The organism is Streptomyces sp. NPDC006197 (genome assembly GCF_040613865.1).
In the GTDB taxonomy this organism is placed as follows: Bacteria; Actinomycetota; Actinomycetes; order Streptomycetales; family Streptomycetaceae; genus Streptomyces.
Genome location: NZ_JBEXSZ010000148.1, coordinates 1 through 20,568, shown reverse-complemented (window position 1 = coordinate 20,568; position 20,568 = coordinate 1). Strand labels below are relative to the sequence as shown.

The 20,568-nt window shown below is 72.2% G+C and carries 17 protein-coding genes; 8 read left to right on the top strand and 9 right to left on the bottom strand.

The annotated features are described in order from the left end of the window. Positions 1 to 145 precede the first annotated feature (145 nt). On the bottom strand, positions 146 to 802 hold the full coding sequence (locus ABZ318_RS32540; protein ID WP_356906039.1) for an HAD family hydrolase: 657 nt from the start codon (positions 800 to 802) through the stop codon (positions 146 to 148). Positions 803 to 849: 47 nt separating this feature from the next. Beyond that, a complete protein-coding gene (locus ABZ318_RS32535) occupies positions 850 to 1,356 on the bottom strand; it encodes a hypothetical protein (protein WP_356906038.1) in 507 nt (168 codons plus the stop codon). Positions 1,357 to 1,630: 274 nt separating this feature from the next. Between ABZ318_RS32535 and ABZ318_RS32530 the strand changes: the two genes are divergently transcribed. After that, positions 1,631 to 2,143, top strand: coding sequence for an Rv3235 family protein (locus tag ABZ318_RS32530; protein ID WP_356906037.1), 513 nt, complete (start codon positions 1,631 to 1,633; stop codon positions 2,141 to 2,143). A gap of 219 nt (positions 2,144 to 2,362) precedes the next feature. On the opposite strand, the gene secA is transcribed toward ABZ318_RS32530, so the two are convergent. Further along, the gene (secA, locus tag ABZ318_RS32525; RefSeq protein ID WP_356906036.1) at positions 2,363 to 5,167 is read right to left on the bottom strand and encodes a preprotein translocase subunit SecA; all 2,805 of its coding nucleotides are present in this window, start codon (positions 5,165 to 5,167) and stop codon (positions 2,363 to 2,365) included. A gap of 239 nt (positions 5,168 to 5,406) precedes the next feature. Between secA and ABZ318_RS32520 the strand changes: the two genes are divergently transcribed. Then, on the top strand, positions 5,407 to 5,997 hold the full coding sequence (locus tag ABZ318_RS32520) for a GNAT family N-acetyltransferase (RefSeq protein WP_356906035.1): 591 nt from the start codon (positions 5,407 to 5,409) through the stop codon (positions 5,995 to 5,997). A 30-nt stretch (positions 5,998 to 6,027) separates the two neighbouring features. Then, positions 6,028 to 7,191 (top strand): crosslink repair DNA glycosylase YcaQ family protein, encoded by a 1,164-nt coding sequence (locus ABZ318_RS32515; RefSeq protein WP_356906034.1) that lies wholly within the window; start codon positions 6,028 to 6,030, stop codon positions 7,189 to 7,191. A gap of 40 nt (positions 7,192 to 7,231) precedes the next feature. Here ABZ318_RS32515 and ABZ318_RS32510 read toward each other — a convergent pair whose 3' ends face one another. The 6 genes from ABZ318_RS32510 to mtrA all read right to left on the bottom strand — a co-directional run bounded on the left by ABZ318_RS32510 (position 7,232) and on the right by mtrA (position 14,671). Next, positions 7,232 to 7,984: a response regulator transcription factor gene (locus ABZ318_RS32510; protein WP_356906033.1), complete on the bottom strand. Its 753-nt coding sequence runs from the start codon at positions 7,982 to 7,984 to the stop codon at positions 7,232 to 7,234. Between the two features lie 209 nt (positions 7,985 to 8,193). Further along, positions 8,194 to 8,925 (bottom strand): ribosome-associated translation inhibitor RaiA, encoded by a 732-nt coding sequence (gene raiA / locus ABZ318_RS32505; protein WP_356906032.1) that lies wholly within the window; start codon positions 8,923 to 8,925, stop codon positions 8,194 to 8,196. A 244-nt stretch (positions 8,926 to 9,169) separates the two neighbouring features. Continuing rightward, positions 9,170 to 9,973: a ComF family protein gene (locus tag ABZ318_RS32500; protein WP_356906031.1), complete on the bottom strand. Its 804-nt coding sequence runs from the start codon at positions 9,971 to 9,973 to the stop codon at positions 9,170 to 9,172. Between the two features lie 160 nt (positions 9,974 to 10,133). Then, positions 10,134 to 11,897 carry an LpqB family beta-propeller domain-containing protein gene (locus ABZ318_RS32495; RefSeq protein ID WP_356906030.1) on the bottom strand — a complete coding sequence of 588 codons (1,764 nt, stop codon included), beginning with the start codon at positions 11,895 to 11,897 and terminating at the stop codon, positions 10,134 to 10,136. 91 nt (positions 11,898 to 11,988) lie between these two features. Beyond that, the gene (gene mtrB / locus ABZ318_RS32490; protein WP_356906029.1) at positions 11,989 to 13,992 is read right to left on the bottom strand and encodes an MtrAB system histidine kinase MtrB; all 2,004 of its coding nucleotides are present in this window, start codon (positions 13,990 to 13,992) and stop codon (positions 11,989 to 11,991) included. A gap of 1 nt (position 13,993) precedes the next feature. Further along, positions 13,994 to 14,671 (bottom strand): two-component system response regulator MtrA, encoded by a 678-nt coding sequence (gene mtrA, locus ABZ318_RS32485; protein WP_010356958.1) that lies wholly within the window; start codon positions 14,669 to 14,671, stop codon positions 13,994 to 13,996. A 331-nt stretch (positions 14,672 to 15,002) separates the two neighbouring features. On the opposite strand from mtrA, the gene ABZ318_RS32480 reads away from it, so the two are divergent. The 5 genes from ABZ318_RS32480 to ABZ318_RS32460 are packed head-to-tail and all read left to right on the top strand — an operon-like array spanning position 15,003 to position 20,425. Next, complete coding sequence (locus ABZ318_RS32480; RefSeq protein ID WP_356906028.1) at positions 15,003 to 16,214, top strand: hypothetical protein; 1,212 nt, start codon at positions 15,003 to 15,005, stop codon at positions 16,212 to 16,214. 4 nt (positions 16,215 to 16,218) lie between these two features. Further along, on the top strand, positions 16,219 to 16,911 hold the full coding sequence (locus ABZ318_RS32475; RefSeq protein ID WP_356906027.1) for a DUF4129 domain-containing protein: 693 nt from the start codon (positions 16,219 to 16,221) through the stop codon (positions 16,909 to 16,911). After that, positions 16,908 to 18,122, top strand: a complete 1,215-nt coding sequence (locus ABZ318_RS32470; RefSeq protein WP_356906026.1) for a DUF4350 domain-containing protein — start codon at positions 16,908 to 16,910, stop codon at positions 18,120 to 18,122. The genes ABZ318_RS32475 and ABZ318_RS32470 overlap by 4 nt, the downstream gene beginning before the upstream one ends. After that, positions 18,119 to 19,102, top strand: coding sequence for a MoxR family ATPase (locus ABZ318_RS32465; protein WP_356906025.1), 984 nt, complete (start codon positions 18,119 to 18,121; stop codon positions 19,100 to 19,102). Before ABZ318_RS32470 ends, ABZ318_RS32465 begins: the two co-directional genes overlap by 4 nt. A gap of 12 nt (positions 19,103 to 19,114) precedes the next feature. Then, complete coding sequence (locus ABZ318_RS32460; protein WP_356906024.1) at positions 19,115 to 20,425, top strand: DUF58 domain-containing protein; 1,311 nt, start codon at positions 19,115 to 19,117, stop codon at positions 20,423 to 20,425. Positions 20,426 to 20,568 lie beyond the last annotated feature (143 nt).

Sequence of the window (20,568 nt, the reverse complement as noted above, 5' to 3'; positions counted from 1 at the left end):
GTTTTCCGACCGTTGTTACGGGTGGATGAACAAAAGCTCTCGGGGCACGGGAGCCACACGTGAGCACACGTAGACGTCCTCGCAGGGACCGAGGAAGCCCGCAAAGGCCCCGCCCCACAGGGGGCGAAGGCCCTACAGGGCCGCCCTAGACCAGCTCCTCCGCGACAGCCACCGCCTCCTCCAGGGAGTCCACCACCGGCACCCCCACCCGCGCCAGCGAAGCCCGACTGTGCGACCCCCCGGTGTACAACACCGCCCGCGCCCCCACGAACGCCGCCGCCACCGCGTCATCCGCCGCGTCCCCGATGACGACGACCCGCTCGGCCGGGACCCCGAGCGCCGCCACGTGCCGCACCATGTGCCCGGACTTCCCGTCGGTGGAGGCGTCGGGGCGGCCGTCGACACGGACGAACCGCTCCGCGATCCCGTACCGCCGCACAAGGGGGACGAGATGCGCGTGCGGCGCGAGCGACAGCAGCGACTGCGTGGCCCCGGCCGCCTGCCGCGCCGCGAGCAGCTCCGCCGCCCCGGCGGTGAGCCCGCACGCGTCGGCGCGCTCCCAGTAGTGCCGGTGGAAGACCCCGTCCATGACGGTCCACTCCTGGTCCGTCGGCAGCCGCCCCATCAGCCGCTCGTAGAACTTCGGCACCGGCACCGTGTACAGCTCGCGGTACCGCTCCAGCGTGATGGACGCGAGCCCGAGCTCGGCGAAGGCCGCGTTCGTCGCGCCGATCACCGCGTCGATGTCGTCGAGCAGTGTGCCGTTCCAGTCCCAGACCAGGTGCTTTCCGTGCTTCCCCATGGGAAAGACCGTACCCGGGCCCACCGACACCGAAGACCGGACGGGCGTCAGCCCAGCAGCGCGGGGATCTCCTGCACGCCGAACCACAGCAGCTCGTGGTCCTCGGCCCCGTCCACGACGAACTGGGCGTCGTCGTCGCCCTGGTCCGCCGCGCCCAGCGCGTCCGCCGCCGCCGTGACGTCCGCCTCGGCGTCGTCCGCGTCGGCGTGCACGGCCGCGGCCTTGGCCAGCGGTACGGCTCCGGCGATGCGGACCTCGCCGATGGAGCCGCCGTCGAGCCCGCGGTCGGGGTCGACGGTCGCGTCCTTGTCGGCCACGTCGACGGCGACGACGATCCGGCGCCGGGGCGCCTCGGGGTCGCCGGCGAGGAGCCGCAGGGAGGCGGAGGCGGCCCGGTTGAGCGCCGCGTACTCCAGCTCCTCGATGTCGTCGGAGACGTACCACTCGCGCAGCGCGGGGGTGACGGCGTAGGCGGTCAGGGGGCCGGGGCCCAGCTCGCCCGCCTTGTGCGCCTGTGCGAGACCGGGGAGGGTCAGGTGGATGTAGACGCGCATGGCAGGCCGCTTTCGTAGACGGAGAGGCCCTCAGGATACGTGCGGAGTCCCCCTTCGGGGTGGCGGGCCCGCATCGCCGTCCGTCCACCGCGGAGGGCCGTCCGCCGGGGCGCCGGAGAGCCGGTTTCCGACCGCGTCACCCTGATAGGTGATCCGTTTCCAGGACCGCCCCTCCACTGCGACGTCCTTGCGGGGCCTCGGAGTCCGGCCGTACAAGATCCCCAACGAAGTTACCGACTGGTATCACTCGGTTACGCAGCGACAGGGGACCGCCATGAACACCACGCTCACCGCCACGCCCTCCCCGCTCCCCCGCCCCCGCACGGCCCCCGGCGGCCCGGCGGGCACGCGCCCGCGTGGTTCCGCCGGATCCCGGCCGCGCGGTGCCGCCGGCACCCGCCCCCGTACGCCCGCGCAGGGCGGCCCCTCCCGCACCGCGCCCCGGGCGCTTCCCCCGCACACCGTCTTCGCCGAGCGCCTGCTCGCTGTGCTGAGCGGGGAACGACCCGTCCACTGGATGCTCGGCCACACCGTCGGCGACGCGTACGAGCAGCTCGTCCGGCTCGCCCCCGAGACGCCCCTGCGCTCGCTCGGCCCCCGCCCGGTCCTGCGCCGCTGCTCGGTCCAGGTGCGCTCCCCGCAGACCGCCGTCGAGGCCTTCGCGACCATCGCCACCGGCGCCCGGGTGCGGGCCATGGCGTTCCGCCTGGAGCGCGGCGAGGACCAGCGCTGGCGCTGCGCCGCCGTGGAACTGGACGGCCTCGGCGCGACCACCCGACACACCTGACGAAAGGCCCACCGCCCCCGGGCCCAGCGCGCCCGACGAAAGCCCCGCCCACGGGCCCAGCACGCCCAACGAAAGGCCCTTCGCCCCCGGCCCGGCACGCCCGACGAAAGGCCCCGCCCACGGCGGCGAAAGGGTCGGCCACGGCGAAGGCCCCACCCACGGCGAAGGGGCCGGCCGCCCACCGGGCGACCGACCCCTCCACGTCCCTCACTCAGGACGTCACTTCTTGCGGCGACGCCCGCCGCCCGCGTTCTTCTGCGCCTTGCGGCGCTCGGCCCGGGTCATCCCGTCGCCTTCCACGTCGTCGGAGGCGAAGTCGCCCTCGACGACACCGCCGTCCCCGTCCACGGTCGGCGCGGAGAAGTGCAGCCGGTCCGGCCGCTGCGGGGCGTCGAGCCCCTTGGCGCGGATCTCCGGACGCCCGGCCGCCGCAGTGGCGTCCTCCTTGGTGAGCGACGGGGCGGACGCCTGCACCGGGACCTCCTCGACCTGCTGCTCGACCTGGACCTCCAGGTTGAACAGGTAGCCGACGGACTCCTCCTTGATGCCCTCCATCATGGCGGTGAACATGTCGAAGCCCTCGCGCTGGTACTCGACCAGCGGGTCCTTCTGCGCCATGGCGCGCAGGCCGATGCCCTCCTGGAGGTAGTCCATCTCGTAGAGGTGCTCGCGCCACTTGCGGTCGAGGACGGAGAGGACCACGCGCCGCTCCAGCTCGCGCATGATGTCCGAGCCGAGCTGCTTCTCGCGCGTCTCGTACTGCTCGTGGATGTCGTCCTTGATGGACTCGGCGATGAACTCGGCGGTGATGCCCGCACGGTCCCCGGCCGCGTCCTCCAGCTCCTCCACGGTGACCTTCACCGGGTAGAGCTGCTTGAAGGCGTTCCACAGCCGGTCGAGGTCCCACTCCTCCGCGAAGCCCTCGGCGGTCTCCTGGCGGATGTAGTCGTCGATCGTGTCGTCCATGAAGTGCTTGATCTGCTCGTGCAGGTCCTCACCCTCCAGGACGCGGCGGCGCTCGCCGTAGATGACCTCGCGCTGCCGGTTGAGGACCTCGTCGTACTTCAGGACGTTCTTGCGGGTCTCGAAGTTCTGGGTCTCGACCTGCGACTGGGCGGAGGCGATGGCGCGGGTGACCATCTTGTTCTCGATCGGCACGTCGTCCGGCACGTTGGCCATGGCCATCACGCGCTCGACCATCTGCGCCTTGAACAGGCGCATCAGGTCGTCGCCGAGCGAGAGGTAGAAGCGGGACTCGCCGGGGTCGCCCTGACGGCCGGAGCGGCCGCGCAGCTGGTTGTCGATACGGCGCGACTCGTGGCGCTCGGTACCGAGGACGTACAGACCGCCGAGCTCCTTGACCTCCTCGAACTCCGCCTTCACGGCCTTCTCGGCGCGCTCCAGGGCGCCGGGCAGGGCCGCGGCCCACTCCTCGACGTGCTCGACCGGGTCCAGGCCCGCCTGGCGCAGCTCGGCCTCGGCGAGGTCGTCCGGGTTGCCGCCGAGCTTGATGTCCGTACCGCGGCCGGCCATGTTGGTGGCGACGGTGACGGCGCCGCGGCGGCCGGCCTGGGCGACGATGCTGGCCTCGCGCTCGTGGTGCTTGGCGTTGAGGACCTCGTGCTGGATGCCGCGCTTGGAGAGCTGCTGCGAGAGGTACTCGGACTTCTCGACGGAGGTCGTGCCGACGAGGATCGGCTGGCCCTTCTCGTGCTTCTCCGCGATGTCGTCGACGACGGCGGCGAACTTGGCGACCTCGGTCCGGTAGATCAGGTCCGACTGGTCCTTGCGGATCATCGGCTTGTTCGTCGGGATCGGGACGACGCCGAGCTTGTAGATCTGGTGGAACTCGGCCGCCTCGGTCATGGCCGTACCGGTCATGCCGGAGAGCTTGTCGTAGAGGCGGAAGAAGTTCTGGAGGGTGATCGTGGCGAGCGTCTGGTTCTCGTCCTTGATCTGCACCCCTTCCTTCGCCTCGATCGCCTGGTGCATGCCCTCGTTGTAGCGGCGGCCGGCGAGGATACGGCCGGTGTGCTCGTCGACGATCATGACTTCGCCGTCCATGACGACGTAGTCCTTGTCCTTCTTGAACAGTTCCTTCGCCTTGATGGCGTTGTTCAGGTAGCCGACGAGCGGGGTGTTCACCGACTCGTAGAGGTTGTCGATGCCCAGCCAGTCCTCGACCTTGGCGACGCCCGCCTCGTGGATGGCGACGGTGCGCTTCTTCTCGTCGACCTCGTAGTCGCCGGTCTCCTCGATGCCCTTGAGCGGGTTGCCGGGCTCGCCCTTGCTCAGCCGGGTGACCAGCTTGGCGAAGTCGCCGTACCACTTGGTCGCCTGGTCGGCCGGGCCGGAGATGATCAGCGGCGTACGGGCCTCGTCGACGAGGATGGAGTCGACCTCGTCGACACAGGCGTAGTTGTGGCCGCGCTGGACGAGCTCGTCCTTGGACCACGCCATGTTGTCGCGCAGGTAGTCGAAGCCGAACTCGTTGTTCGTGCCGTACGTGATGTCGCAGGCGTACTGCTCGCGGCGCTGGGCCGGCGTCATGTTGGCCAGGATGCAGCCGACGGTCAGGCCGAGGAACTTGTGCACCCGGCCCATGAGCTCGGAGTCGCGCTCGGCCAGGTAGTCGTTGACCGTGATCAGGTGGACGCCCTTGCCGGAGAGCGCGTTGAGGTACGCCGGGAGGGTGCCGACGAGGGTCTTGCCCTCACCGGTCTTCATCTCGGCGACGTAGCCGAGGTGGAGGGCGGCGCCGCCCATCAGCTGGACGTCGTAGTGGCGCTGGCCGAGGACGCGCTTGGCGGCCTCGCGGACGGTCGCGAAGGCCTCGGGCATCAGGTCGTCGAGGCTCTCGCCGTCGGCGTACCGCTGCTTGTACTCCTCGGTGAGCGCCCGCAGGTCGGCGTCGGAGAGGTTGACGAAGTCCTCTTCGATGGAGTTGACCTGGTCCGCGATGCGGTGCAGTTTGCGCAGGATCTTGCCTTCGCCTGCACGCATGAGCTTGTTGAAGACGGACACTGAGGCTGGTCTCCTTGCCGGTCGGGCCTGGCACTGGGTCTTGTGATGGACGCGAGCGCGGGCACGGCAGGTGGTCCCCACCGCAACGGCCATCGTAAGCGAGACCGCCCTCACACAGGGAGGCCCGCAGTGCCGGAGCCGTACGCCCGCCCGTAAAGAGAACGCACGAGGTGGGCGGAAGGTGCCGCCCCATCCGAAAAGTGTTCGCTTCCGGTCCGCGAGGTCACCACAATCCCGGCATGGATCCCATCACCCTCACCACCGACCGGCTTCGTCTGCGGACCTTCGTCCCCGAGGACGTCGACACCGTGTACGCCGTCTGCCAGGACCCCGCCATCCAGCGCTGGACCGTCGTCCCCTCCCCGTACAGGCGCGAGGACGCGGAGTTCTTCCTGAACCGGCTGGTCCCGGACGGTTGGCGGGAGGACAAGGAGTACCCCTTCGCCGTGGAACCGCTCGACGGCGGCCCGCTGCTCGCCGCCGCCTCGCTGCACGACCGGGGCGCCGGAGTCTGGGAGGTCGGCTACTGGCTCGCCCCCGAGGCCCGCGGCCAGGGCTACATGACGGAGATCGTCCGGGCCCTGGCCCACTGGGCCTTCACCGGACTCGGCTGCACGCGCCTGATCTGGCGCGCCGAGGTCGGCAACACCGCCTCGCGCGCGGTGGCCGAGCGGGTCGGCTTCGTCGTCGAGGGCGTCCAGCGCGCCGGTCTGACCAACAAGGGCACGCTCCGGGACGCCTGGGTCGGCGCCCTGCTCCCCTCCGACTTCGGCCTGCCGAGCCCCCTGCCGTACCTCCCGGCGCCCGAGCGTCCGGCCGAGGCGGTGTGACTGTCAGTGCCGGGGCCTAGGGTGCGGTCCATGACGACTGCGCCGCGCCCCGCCGCCGAACTGTCCGCCGACGAAGCCCGCAGGATCGCCCTGCGCGCCCAGGGGTTCCTGGGCGCGCCCGACCGCAGGGCCGGGGTCCGCGGGGTCCTCCGGTCGCTCGGCCAGGTCCAGCTCGACACCATCTCCGTCCTCGCCCGCTCCCACGAGCTCATCCCGTACGCGCGGCTGGGCGCCGTCGGCCGCACGGCCGTGGAGGACGCGTACTGGACGGGGGCTCACGCCTTCGAGTACTGGTCGCACGCCGCCTGCATCCTGCCCGTCGAGGAGTGGCCGCACTTCGCCTTCCGCCGCCGCGCCTACCGCGACCGGCCGCACTGGCACCACGAGCTGTCGGCCGGGGCGTACGAGAAGGTGATCGACCAGCTGCGGGACCAGGGCCCGCTGACGGCGACCGAGCTGGGCGGCGCGAAGAACAAGGGCGAGTGGTGGGACTGGTCCGACAGCAAGATCGCCGTCGAGCGGGCCCTGATGTACGGCGAGGTCGTGGTCACGGAGCGGCGCGGCTGGAAGCGGGTCTACGACCTGGCCGAGCGGGCGATCCCGCAGGCGCTGCTCCATGACGAGCTGGACGACGCCGAGTGCGTGCGGCGCCTGGTGCGGCAGGCGGGCGAGGCCCTCGGCGTGGGCACGCGCGCGGACATCGCGGACTACCACCGGATCAAGGGCGAGCAGTTCGACGCCGTGGTCGAGGCCTCGGGTCTGGTGCCGGTGACGGTGGCGGGCTGGGGGAAGCCCGCCTGGGCGGATCCGGCGGCGCTCGCCGCCGAGCCGCGCGGCCGGCACCGCACGACGCTGCTCTCGCCCTTCGACTCGCTGATCTGGGAGCGGGCGCGCACGGAGCGGATCTTCGGCTTCACGCACCGCCTGGAGGCGTACGTGCCGAAGCAGAATCGGATCCACGGCTACTTCGCGATGCCGGTGCTCGCCGGGGGCCGCCTGGTCGGCCGGGTGGACCCGGCGCGGGAGGGCCGGACGCTCGTCGCCCGGCAGGTGACGCTCGACGGCCCCAAGGCCGTGCCGGCGGTGGCGCGGGCCCTGCGCGAGGCAGCCGAGTGGGTGGGCTGCGACGCGGTGACGGTGGAGCGGATGGACCACCCGGAGCTGACGAAGGACCTGGTGGCGGCCCTGGAATAGTCGGGGCCCGGGCTACCGGGGCTCGGCCGGCAGGGCCGGGCTACCGGATCTCGAGGATCTTCTCCCGCATCGCATACACCACGGCCTCCATCCGGGAGTGCAGCTGCAGCTTCTCCAGGATGTTCCGCACGTGGTTCTTCACCGTGTTCTCGGAAATGAACAGCTCCTTGGCGATGTCCCGGTTGTTCATGCCGGTCGCGACGAGCTTGAGGACCTCCAGCTCGCGGTCGGTCAGCCGGGGCGCGGGCACGAGCCGGCGCTCGTCGGTGCGCTGGATCATCGACTTGAACTCGGTGAGGAGCTTGGACGCCATCGACGGGCTGATCTGCGACTGCCCGTCGGCGACCGCGCGGATCGCGGTGGCGACCTCGTCGGTGGAGATCTCCTTGAGGAGGTAGCCCGTGGCCCCCGCCTTGATCGCCTCGTAGAGGTCGGCCTCCTCGTCGCTGATCGTCAGCATGATGATCTTCGCACTGGGGGCCACCTCCTTGATGGAGGTGCACGCCTCGATGCCGCCGCGCCGGGGCATCCGTACGTCCATCAGGACGATGTCGGGGAGCAGATCGGCGGCCTTGTCGACGGCCTCGGCGCCGTCACCGGCCTCGCCGACGACCTGGATGTCCTCTTCCTGGGCGAGGACGATCTCGAGTCCGCGGCGGAAGAGGGCATGGTCGTCCACGACGAGGACCCGGATCGGCTCCTTGCGGCATGCTCCGCTGTCCGATTCCGATCCCTCCGGGACCGCACCGCCGTGCTCGCGTTCGCTGAGCACCGGCCCGAAGCTGTCCGCCATCGTTCCTCCCCCTGAAGGCCGTGGCCTGAATTCGTTTCCGGTCCTCCAACCCGTACTCGACCGGCACCGGTTGGCGTGCACGCCATGATTTCATGCCCGGGCGACGACGGGGGTGCTCCGCGGGCGCACGGGGGTGCCCCTGGGGGCGCGAATTGCGCTCCAGGGGCACCGAGAAGGACACCTGTTCGGAGGCGGTGCGGTGCGGCGGGTCAGCCGCCGAGCGCACCACCGACACCGCCGCCCTCGGCGAGCGGGTCGCTTTCCAGGTGGATGACGCCGTAGTCGTAAGCGTGTCGCCGGTAGACAACGCTCGGCTGCTTGGTGTCGGAGTCGACGAAGAGATAGAAGTCGTGCCCGACCAGCTCCATCTCGTAGAGCGCCTGGTCGAGCGTCATCGGTGCGGCCCGGTGGGTCTTCTCGCGGACCACGAGCGGGCCCTCGCCCTGGACCTCGATGGAGCCCATCATCGTGGTGGGCACCGTCTCGGTCTCGTCGACGGCCAGTTGACCGTCCCCGTTGAGCTTGGCGGCGCCGGGCACCACGTCCCCGACCTCCGCCGCGGACAGCCTGCCGCTGCCACGCCGGGTGTATCGCTTGTCGTGCTGCTTGCGCAGTCGTGCCTCGAGCTTGTCGCTGGCGAGGTCGAGCGCTGCGTACGGGTCGCCTGCCGCCGCTTCCGCCCGGATCACCGGGCCTCGGGAGTGGAGGGTGATCTCCACGCGGTCGGACCGGTCGGCCTGCCGCGGGTTGTGCTCCTTGGACACCTCGACGTCGAGGCTGATCACCTTGCCGTCGAGCTTCTGGATCTTCTCCAGCTTCAGCTTCTCGGCCACGTGCTTGCGGAACCGCTCGGGCACCTCGGTCTTGCGGCCCTTGACGACGATGTCCACGCAGAACTCCGTTCCCGGATCGCCCTGGTCGGCTCCTTGGCCGCCGGGCATCTCCCTTTGCACCACACTCCGGTGGTCTCACCGGAGCTCGGACTTGGCGACTTCGACCTCTCTCCTCCCCAGTCGACAAGATCTCCACCCCATCGACAAGAGGTTAATTCGCCCTGAACTCCTGTCCTGTAGGCGCAACCGTATTCGGTGAGGCGATGGCATTCTCCATTCCTCACAACCGAACATAGCCCCTTCGGACGGGTGTCGGCACCCGCTACCGCGACATACCTCCGTACGAGTGCTTTCACCTCTCACCACCTGCAACGATCCAAGTTTCCGGCGAGTTCCGGTTTATTTCGAACGAAGCGGGAGAGGATGCGATCACAGCCGCCACCCGCTGTTCGATTCCGTGCTGCGCGGAGCCGGCCGGTAAGCCGTGCGGTATTCCGTGAATGAACGGAGGGCGTACGGCTCCGAGGGCGCGCGCCGCCTCCGCGAGTGAGGCGCCCGTGGTCATCAGGTCGTCCACGAGAACCACCCTCCCCGCCGTCAGAAGCCGTGCGCCGCCCGGCACGACCTCCAGCGCCTCCGACAGGTTGGCGAAGCGCCCGCGCGCCCCGAGCCCGGCCTGATCCGCCACGTACCGCCGCTGCCGGAGCACGGGCACGACCCGCGCCGGCCTGCCCGACCGCCGCAGCCGGGCCGCCGCGGCCAGTGCGATCCGCCGTGTCGGATCGTGGCCACGCGCCCGTACGGAGCGCCGCGAGGAGGGCACGGGCACGAGGAGCAGGGGTCCGTCCGCGGGGCCCTTCCCGGGCAGGGTGGCGGCCGCCACGGCCCCGGCGAGGGCGCCGCCCAGGGGCCCGGCGAGCGGGAGGGCCCCGCGCTCCTTGTGGGCGAGGAGCAGCTCCCGTACGGCACCGGCGTACGGCGCGGCGGCGTGGACCACGGGCAGCCCGGCGGGCTCGGGCGCGGGCCTCACCCTGCGCGGCGGCGCCCCGGCGAGCGCGTGCGCGCATGCCGCGCACAGCTCCGTCCGCGGTCTGCCGCAGCCTCCGCAGGCGACCGGCAGCACCAGCCCGGCGATCTCGCGCCACCACCCCCGCATGGCTCCACTGTGCGCCTCCGGACCCCTCCCGGCCACCCCTGTGGAAAACCCGGCCCGAAGAGCCCCGAGTACGTCAGGTACGACCCTGCGAGCGGGCCCGACGGGGCGACCTCAGGCCGCCCCGCGAGCGCGCTCCCCGCAGCGCCTCGCGGAGCGCGTCCTAGCCGGGGTAGACCGGCGAGGACCCCTTCTTGACCACCGGCCGCCAATTCGTCCCGGGCGCGAGCCGCACGATCCCGTCGTCGCCGGAGTCGGCCACCACCGGCACGGTGTCCTTGTGCGGGGCGGCCACCGAGGTCACCCCGTTCAGACCGGGCAGCACCGAGGTCGCCGAGGTCGAACCGTCGGTCTGGAGGTAGCGGATCTGCTGGACGCCACCCGCCTCCTTGCCGACCACGACGAGCCGGCTGGGTCCGGCCCAGGAGACGGCCGTGACCGACTCCATCCGGGGTGCGGCGGGCTGCAGGTCCAGGACGGAGACGACCGGCTCCTCGCCCGTAGTCTGCCGCTGGATCCGGCCGATCTGCAGGGTCTTGCGCTCACCCCGCGTGACCACCAGCGCGATCCGTACGCCGTCGGCGGAGACCCGCAGGGACTCGATGCGGGCGTCGTCCCCGAGCCACGGTGTGCGGACCTTGACCGGGTGCCCGGTGCCGTCCGGCACCATCCACAGCTGAGGCGCGGCGGGGTCCCGGTCGGCGACCCACAGATCGCCCCTGCCGTCCCAGCTGGGCGCGGACAGCCGGTCGGCCGGGCGGGCGGCCCTGCTGGTCAGGACGGGCGGCAGCGGGTCCTGCTCCGTGGTGATGGAGGAGACGAACAGCTCCCGGCCGGTCTGCCCGACCCCGGCGGCCCGGGTCTCGCCCCGGTCGACGGCGACCGAGCTGAGCCGCACCGTGCCCTTGCCGAACGGCCCCGGCACCTCGACCGGCGCGTCCGCCCCCTTGTCCCCGACCAGGAGCATCATCAGCTTGCCGTGCTCGCCGACGAAGTACGGGTGCTCCTCGCGGTCGGTGTTCCGCACCGCCGCGAACTCGAACGCCTGCCCCTTGCCCAGCCGGCACAGCGACTGCCCGCCCGACCCCAGGAGCTCCACCTGCTCGACCCGTACGGAGGTCAGGTCGCCCAGCGTGAACAGCAGCTGCGCCGCCATCCGACGGCACGCCTCGCCGCCGGCCCGGTCCGCCTTCTGGTTGAGCGGCACCCTCAGCGTGGACTGGTCGTCCGTGGTCAGGGTGGTGACACCGGTCTTCAGCTCCGTACCGGAGGGGAACTGCGAGTCGACGGCGGGCTTCAGCCAGTTCGTCGGGCCCTCCAGCAGCGCCTTGACCGTCTGCGTCACCGGATCCATCCGGGTGACGGGGTCCTGCCGCTGCCGGATGTAGACGGGGTCGGCGACGACCCAGTCCTCCCCGGAGGCGAAGTAGTACTTGTTGACCGAACGGTAGTTGCGGAGGAAGTCGGCCTCGCCGAGGACCAGGCCGGGCGGGAGGCTGTCGATGCGCCACTCCCGGCCCTTGCCGTTCGCCGACGGCTGCTGCACGACGTGGATCGACTGCAGGTACTCGGTGGGGCTGTTCGGCTGATAGGCGTGGCGGGCGTCCACGGTCGCGATCTTGCGGCCGGAGAGCGGGAAGGCACGCCCCTGGTTCTCGGGGTCGGCGTCGCGATCGGCCTGCTCGCGGTCGGGCGCGGTGGTGAGCACGGTGATGCTCTGCTCCGGCTTCCAGCCCTGCGCGGCCTTTTTCGTGAGGTACTTGCGGGCGGTGGCGAAGCCGGGGTCGTCACTCGTCATGGCTTCCAGGAAGCCGTCGACGATCTCGTCCGGGCCCGCGTTCTCCCGGGGGGCCACGGCATAGACCCGTACCTGTGAGTCACCCGTGTTGGAGCCCTTCACCGGCTGCACGTCCCCGCTGTCGGGCATCGTCGCGCACCCGGTCACCAGAAGGCCGCCGCACGCGGCGAGAACCACCGCGCGTGTACTCCGTCCCCGCCCCGCGTGCTCCGCTCGGGAGTCAGCGCCCACGTGTCCCGTCCTCCCGCTCCAGATGCCCGTTGCCCCCGGCCGTCGCCGGGCCCGTCCCGCCGTCGCCGTCCGTCGCCGTCCGCGCCACGACCCGTGCGCCGCTGCCGGGCAGCGCCGTCGGATCGACGGTCGCCCGCGGCGGCGCGGGCAGCCTCGGCGGTACGGCGAGCGCCGACCGGTCGCCGACGGGCTGCGCGGGCACGGCGGTGAGCCGGCCGCTCTCCTGGCCGCGTCCGGCGGCGGTCTGCTCGCGGTTGCGCCGGGAGTCCTCGGGCTCCAGCGGGATCGGGGACCCCCGCAGCGGCTCGTCCGCGGTACGCGGCAGGGTGAGCCGGAACTGCGAGCCGCCACCGGCCTCGCCCCAGGCCTGGAGCCAGCCGCCGTGCAGCCGCGCGTCCTCCACCGCGATCGACAGGCCGAGGCCCGTGCCGCCGGTGGTGCGCGCGCGTGCGGGGTCGGCGCGCCAGAAGCGGTTGAAGACCCGGGTGGCCTCGCCCGGCTTGAGTCCGACGCCGTAGTCGCGGACGGCGACGGCGACGGCCCCGCCGGCGGCGGCGAGCTTCACGACCACGTCCCGGCCCTCGCCGTGCTCGACGGCGTTGACGACGAGGTTGCGCAGTACCCGCTCGACGCGGCGGGCGTCCGCCTCGGCCACCACGGGCTGCTGGTCGCCGAGGACCACGATCCGGGTGCCCTTGCGCTCGGCGAGGGGTTCGGCGCCGCCGATGACACGGCGGACGACCTGGCGCAGGTCTATCGGCTCGGCTTCCAGGGCGGCCGCGCCCGCGTCGAAGCGGCTGATCTCCAGGAGGTCGGAGAGCAGCGACTCGAAGCGGTCGAGCTGGTCGCCGAGGAGTTCGGCGGAGCGTGCGGTGATCGGGTCGAAGTCGACGCGGGCCTCGTGGATGACGTCGGCGGCCATCCGGACCGTGGTCAGCGGGGTCCGCAGCTCGTGCGAGACGTCGGAGACGAAACGCCGCTGCATCCGCGACAGCTCCTCCAGCTGCTGGATCTTGAGCTGGAGGTTGGAGGCCATCTTGTTGAAGGCCTCGCCGAGGCGCGCGATGTCGTCCTCGCCGGTGACCTTCATGCGCTCCTGGAGGCGGCCTGCCGAGAGCCGCTCGGCGATCCCGGCGGCCATCCGCACGGGCGTGACGACCTGGCGCACCATCAGCCAGGCGATGGCGCCGAGCAGCACGACGACGAAGAGCCCGGCGGTCGCCAGGGTCCCCTTGACCAGGGTGAGGGAGTCCTCCTCCTGGCTCAGCGGGAAGAGGTAGTACAGCTCGTACTGGTCGCCGTCGGCGTCGTTCAGCCGCTTGCCGATCACCAGGCCCGGCTCGGACGCCTTGCCGCTGGTGTAGTGGATCCGCGTGAACTTCTGGAAGGTTCCGGTGCCCTGCGCGACCCAGTGCCGCAGGTCGGCGGGGACGCTCGTGGTCGGGTCGACCTCGCCGGAGGCACGGGCGCCACGGCTCGCGGTGTCGCCGGTGTCGAGGGAGAGCGCGACCACGTTGAACGCGCTCTGACCACCGCTGGCGAGCTGCTCGACCAGCGTGGAGCGCCAGTTCACGGAGGCACCGGCCCGCACGCCGCCCTGCTGGCCGGGCGCGGAGGGAGTGGTCGCCGCCCGGTCCTGGGCGGCGGAGAACCCCCCGGCGGCCTGGCTCTGGGCGGCCCTCTCCTTGGCCTCGAGCAGGCCGTTGCGGACCTGCCCGATGACGACGAGACCGAGCAGCAGCACCACTCCGAGGGACATGAGCAGGGTGCCCGCGACGATCCTCAGCTGGATGTTCCGCCACCACAGCCGCACGGCGGGCAGCAGCGGCCGGCGGACCCAGCGCGCGAAGAGCCGGAGGACCGGCCTGCTGCGGAGGAGTCCTCCGCCGCGCAGCAGACGGCCGAATCGCGAGCCCCCCCGCCCCGGTCCGGCAGTCCGCCCCGTACGGACTCCCGGGTCCCCGGGCTTCGGAGCAGCACTGCCTGCACTCATGTCAGCTCGGCCCCGCCTTGTAACCGACACCGCGGACGGTCACCACGATCTCCGGGCGCTCGGGGTCCTTCTCGACCTTCGAGCGCAGCCGCTGGACGTGCACGTTCACCAGCCGGGTGTCGGCCGCGTGCCGGTAGCCCCAGACCTGCTCGAGCAGGACCTCACGGGTGAAGACCTGCCACGGCTTGCGCGCGAGCGCGACCAGCAGGTCGAACTCCAGCGGGGTCAGGGCGATGGACTGCCCGTCCCGCTTCACGGAGTGCCCGGCCACGTCGATGACGAGGTCGCCGATGGTGAGCTGCTCGGGAGCGGGCTCCTCGGACCTCCGCAGCCGCGCCCGGATGCGGGCGACGAGCTCCTTCGGCTTGAACGGCTTCACGATGTAGTCGTCGGCGCCGGACTCCAGGCCCACGACCACGTCGACGGTGTCGCTCTTGGCCGTGAGCATGACGATCGGCACACCGGACTCGGCGCGGATGAGCCGGCACACCTCGATGCCGTCCCTGCCGGGCAGCATCAGGTCCAGCAGCACCAGATCGGGCTTGGCCTCTCTGAAAGCGGCAAGCGCCTTGTCACCGTCCGCGACGAACGACGGCTCGAACCCTTCACCCCGCAGCACGATGCCGAGCATCTCGGCCAGTGCGGTGTCGTCGTCGACGACAAGAACGCGTCCCTTCATATCGACATCATCCCATTAGCCAATCGTTACCTGCCGTGACCTGTCCCACAGCGCTTCCCCCTGCCTGGGCCGCGCTCTCGTGGAGGGGCGGCCCGTTCGGCCCGCCGGTGCGCGGTTCGCGCGTCCTGATCGGGCATCCGCACAGTGTGCCGCCTGCCGCTCGCACAATGAAGGTCCGGACAAAGGTACGAAGGAGATGCGGGCTCCGTCCCATGGGCGGGCCCCGCGTGGCACGATGGCACCCGGCCCGCCGCCGTGTCAGGTGTCGGCCGCCGTGACCGAGCCGGTTCGCCGATCCGGCACCGCGACCATTCCTCCGAGGTGGACGACCGTGAACGACACTCCGGGCTGGACCTCGCCCGGATCCGCCCCCGACGGCCAGGACGGCTCGGGGGTCCCCGGACCCTCCTCCTCGACCGAGGCGAACGGCTCCACCATCCAGTGGTCCAAGGACCAGCCGCCCGCCGGCCAGTGGTCCCCGCCGACCGACCGGACCCCGCCCCCGGCACCCGGCCAGAACTGGGGAACCCCGCCGCCGAACGTCCACTGGGGCAGGCCCCCGGCCGCGAAGCCCGGCGTCATCCCGCTGCGCCCGCTGGGCATGGGAGAGATCCTCGACGGCGCGGTGAAGGTCCTCCGCTCCTACTGGCGCACGGTCCTCCCCCTCACCGTCACGGTCGCGGTGATCTCCCAGACCGCCAACATCCTGGCCCAGCGGTACCTCGTGCCGGCGCCCACCGAGGTCGACGCGCACGCCACGCCCGCCGAGCAGCTGCAGCAGCTCGTCGACTCGGCCAAGGCCTCCCTGATCGCCCTGAGCCCATCGCTCCTCGTGACGATGATGGCGTCGCTCGTGAGCGCCGCCCTGCTGACCGTCGTCATCAGCCGCGCGGTCCTCGGCCGCCCGGTCTCGCTGGGCTCCGCCTGGCAGGAGGCCCGCCCGCGCCTGCTCCGGCTCCTCGGCCTGACCCTGCTCCTCGCAGCGATGACCGTCGCCGTCGTGACCGTCGGCCTGCTCCCCGGCCTCCTGATCGGCGGTGCCCCGGGCGTGGCCCTGATCTTCCTCGGCGGCCTCGGCGCCGCCGCGGCGGTCGTCTGGCTGTGGATCCGCTTCAGCCTCTCCTCCCCCGCCCTGATGCTGGAGCGCCAGGGCGTCGTCCCGTCGCTGAAGCGCTCGGCGAAGCTGGTGCGGGGCTCGTGGTGGCGGATCTTCGGCATCACCCTGCTGACACAGCTGCTGATCTTCCTCTTCGCCATGATCATCGCGATCCCGTTCACCATCATCGGCATCGCGGTCGACGGCGAGGGCTTCTCCGGCCTGCTGTCCGGGACCACCACCACGTTCGGCTGGCCGTTCCTGATCATCACGGGCATCGGCGGCGTGATCACCAGCGCGATCACCTATCCGATCTCGGCCGGCGTGACCGTCCTCCTCTACGTGGACCAGCGCATCCGCCGCGAAGCCCTGGACCTCGAACTGGCCCGGGCCGCGGGCCTCCCCGGCTACGGCCCCACGCCGGGCACCGACACCGTCGGGGGCTGATGCGGTGACGTTCACGGGGGGAACGGCCGCGGCACTGACACGACCGCGTGCCGACGGCGACACGCCGGTGGACATCTCCCGCGTCCCCGCTCGCGAGGCGGCGGAGCGGGAGCTGTCCGATCCGAGGTACCACGAGAACGATCCGAACCTCCTCCAGCGCGGCCTCGGCCGCTTCTGGGAGTGGCTGGACGACCTCTTCGGCGCCGCCTCGGGGGCCACCCCGGGCGGAGTCCTCGGCCTCGTCGTCATCGTCCTGGTGGTGGCCGCCCTGGTCGCCGCCCTCTGGTGGCGCCTCGGCACCCCGCGCCGGGCACCCGGCACCACCGGCGACTCCCTCTTCGCCGACGGCCCCCGCACCGCCCGGGACCACCGGACGGCCGCCGCACGGCACGCCTCCGCCGGCCGCTGGAACGAGGCCGTCCAGGAACGGATGCGGGCCATCGTCCGCTCCCTGGAGGAGCGCACCCTCCTCGAACCCCGCCCCGGCCGCACCGCCGACGAGGCCGCCGCCGAAGCAGGCCGCTCCCTCCCCTCCCACGCGGACGACCTGCGCCTCGCGGCCCGCGCCTTCGACGACGTCACGTACGGCGGCCGCACCGCCGACGAGCCCGCGTACCGCCGCGTCGAGGCACTGGACACCGCCCTGGAACGGACCCGCCCGACCCTCGACACCGCCTCCACGGGGACGCCCTCATGAGCCGCCCGGTCACCGGTACCACCTCGACGGCCCCCTCCGCCCGCCAGGTGTGGACCCGCGTCCGCGGCACGGTCCTCGTCCTCGCCCTGATCCTGACCGGCGGCCTCGCCCTCGCGACGGTCCGGTCCACCGACGCCCACGGCGCCCTCGACCCGCGCTCCGCCGACCCCCAGGGCAGCCGCGCCGTCGCCGAACTCCTCAAGACCCACGGCGTCACCGTCACCCTCGCCACCACCCTGGCCGAGGCCACGGCGGCCACGGACACCGGAACCACCCTCCTGGTCACCACCCCCGACCTGCTGACGGACGCCCAGCGGTCCACGCTCCACTCGGCCATGACCGGCTCCGCCACCCGCACGGTCCTCGTCGGCGCCGGCCGCGCCTCCCTCGGCACCCTGGCCCCGGGAGTCATCAGCGCCCCGAGCACCCCGGTGAAGGAACGCGCCCCCGGCTGCGCCCTGCCGGCCGCCACCCGCGCCGGCAGCGTCGACCTCGGCGGCGAACGCTACGAGACCTTCCCCGGCACTCCCGCCGAGGCCTGCTACCGCGCCGACGGCCTGCCCACCCTGCTCCTCCTCCCCGGCACCGGCGGCGGCACGGGCACCACCGACACCGTCCTCCTCGGCTCGCCCGACATCCTCTACAACTCCCGCCTCGACCAACGGGGCAACGCCTCGCTGGCCCTGCAACTCCTCGGCTCCCAGCCCCATCTCGTCTGGTACCTCCCCTCCCTCTCCGACACCTCGGCCACCACCGACACACCCGCCGAGGACACCACGGGCAACTTCCTCGCCCTCATCCCCTCCGGCTGGCTGTGGGGCACCCTCCAACTCGCCCTCGCGGCCCTGCTGGCCGCCCTCTGGCGCGGCCGCCGCCTCGGCCCCCTGGTCACCGAGCGCCTCCCCGTCGCCCTCCGCGCCTCCGAGTCCACCGAGGGTCGCGCCCGCCTCTACCGCAAGGCGAACGCCCGCGACCGCGCCGCCTCCGTCCTGCGCACCGCGACCCGCACCCGGCTCGCCCCGCTGCTCGGCGTCCCCGTCCAGGACGCCCACTCCCCCGACCGTCTCCTCCCCGCACTCTCCGCCCGTCTCCCCGAGACGACCGCGGACCCCAGGAACCTCCTCTTCGGCCCGGCTCCCGCCGACGACGCCACCCTCATCCGCCTGGCGGACCAACTCGACGCCCTCGAAAGAGAGGTACGCACCTCATGAGCGCCCCGACCCCCGAGACCGCCACGGACTCGGACAGCGCCCGCGCCTCCCTGGAGGCCCTGCGCACCGAGATCGCGAAGGCCGTGGTCGGCCAGGACCCCGCCGTCACCGGTCTCGTCGTCGCCCTGCTCTGCCGGGGGCACGTCCTCCTCGAAGGCGTCCCCGGAGTAGCCAAGACGCTCCTGGTCCGCTCACTGGCCGCGGCGCTCGAACTCGACACCAAGCGCGTCCAGTTCACCCCCGACCTGATGCCCAGCGACGTCACCGGCTCCCTGCTCTACGACGCCCGCACCGCCGAGTTCTCCTTCCAGCCCGGTCCGGTCTTCACCAACCTGCTGCTCGCCGACGAGATCAACCGCACGCCCCCGAAGACCCAGTCCTCCCTCCTGGAAGCGATGGAGGAGCGTCAGGTCACGGTCGACGGCACGCCGCGCCCCCTCCCGGAGCCGTTCCTGGTCGCCGCGACCCAGAACCCCGTCGAGTACGAGGGCACCTACCCTCTCCCTGAGGCCCAACTGGACCGTTTCCTGCTCAAGCTGACGGTCCCTCTGCCCTCACGCGCAGACGAGATCCACGTCCTCACCCGTCACGCCGAGGGCTTCGACCCCCGCGACCTGAAGGCCGCCGGCGTCCGCCCCGTGGCGGGCCCCGCCGAGCTCGAGGCGGCCCGGGCCGCCGTCGCCAAGGTCTCGGTCTCCACCGAGATCGCCGGCTATGTCGTCGATATCTGTCGTGCCACGCGTGAATCCCCCTCGCTCACGCTCGGGGTCTCCCCCCGAGGCGCCACCGCCCTGCTCTCCACCGCCCGCGCCTGGGCCTGGCTCACCGGCCGGGACTACGTCACCCCGGACGATGTGAAGGCCCTCGCTCTCCCCACCCTGCGTCATCGCATCCACCTGCGGCCCGAGGCCGAGATGGAGGGGGTCACCCCCGACTCCGTCATCAATTCGATCCTCGCCCACGTCCCCGTCCCCCGCTGAGAACGGCGCCCCATGGCCCTCACCGGACGAACCGCACTGCTCGCCGCCCTCGGATCGCTCCCCGTCGGCATCCTCGCCCCCAGCTGGACGGGGATGCTCGCGGTGAACGCGCCCCTCTCCCTCGCAATTCTGTGCGACTACGCCCTGGCGGCGCCAGTACGAACGCTCCGATTCACCCGAAGTGGTGATACATCCGTTCGACTCGGTGACGAGGCCGAAGTCCAGCTCACCGTCACCAACCCGTCCCGCCGCCGCCTCCGCGCCCAACTCCGCGACGCCTGGCCGCCCAGCAGCTGGCTCCCCGGCACCGAACAGGCCTCTTCACGCCGCCGGCTGACCGTCCCCGCCGGCGAGCGCCGCCGGCTCACCACGAGCCTGCGCCCGACCCGCCGCGGCGACCGCCACGCCGAACGGATCACGGTCCGCTCGTTCGGACCCCTCGGCCTCGCGGCCCGCCAGGGCCACCACGAGGTCCCCTGGACCGTCCGTGTCCTGCCGCCCTTCACCAGCCGCAAGCACCTGCCGTCGCGCCTGGCCCGGCTCCGCGAGCTCGACGGCCGCACCAGCGTGCTCACCCGAGGCGAGGGCACGGAGTTCGACAGCCTCCGCGAGTACGTCCCTGGCGACGACACCCGCTCGATCGACTGGCGGGCCACGGCCCGCCAGACCACCGTCGCCGTCCGCACCTGGCGACCCGAACGAGACCGGCACATCCTGATCGTCCTCGACACCGGCCGCACCTCGGCCGGCCGCGTCGGAGACGTCCCCCGCCTGGACGCCTCCATGGACGCGGCCCTCCTCCTCACCGCGCTCGCCTCCCGAGCCGGTGACCGCGTGGACCTCCTGGCCTACGACCGCCGCCTCCGCGCCCAGGTCCAGGGCCGCTCCGCCGGCGACGTCCTGCCGGCCGTGGTCAACGCCCTCGCCCCGCTGGAACCCGAACTCGTGGAGACCGACGCACGCGGTCTCGCCGCGACGGCCCTGGCACGCGCTCCGCGCCGCTCGCTGATCGTCCTCCTGACCGGCCTCGACGCCGCCCCGATCGAAGAGGGCCTCCTCCCGGTCCTCCCACAGCTCGCCCAGCGCCACACGGTCCTGGTGGCCTCCGTCGCCGATCCCCATGTGACGCGCATGGCCGGGGAACGCGGCACGATCGAAGCCGTCTACGAGGCCGCGGCCGCCACGCAGACCCAGTCCCAGCGCGCCCGCACCGCGGACCAGCTCCAGCGCCACGGCGTCACGGTCGTCGACGCCACCCCCGAAACCCTCGCTCCCGCCCTGGCGGACGCCTACCTCGCCCTGAAAGCAGCCGGCCGCCTCTGAACACCGGCGAAAGCCCCGTCTCCCGAAGGGAGATCCGGCCGTGCCGTAAACGCAGAAAAGCCCCGCACCATGAGGTGCGGGGCTTTCCCACAATGATTGTTCGGCGGTGTCCTACTCTCCCACAGGGTCCCCCCTGCAGTACC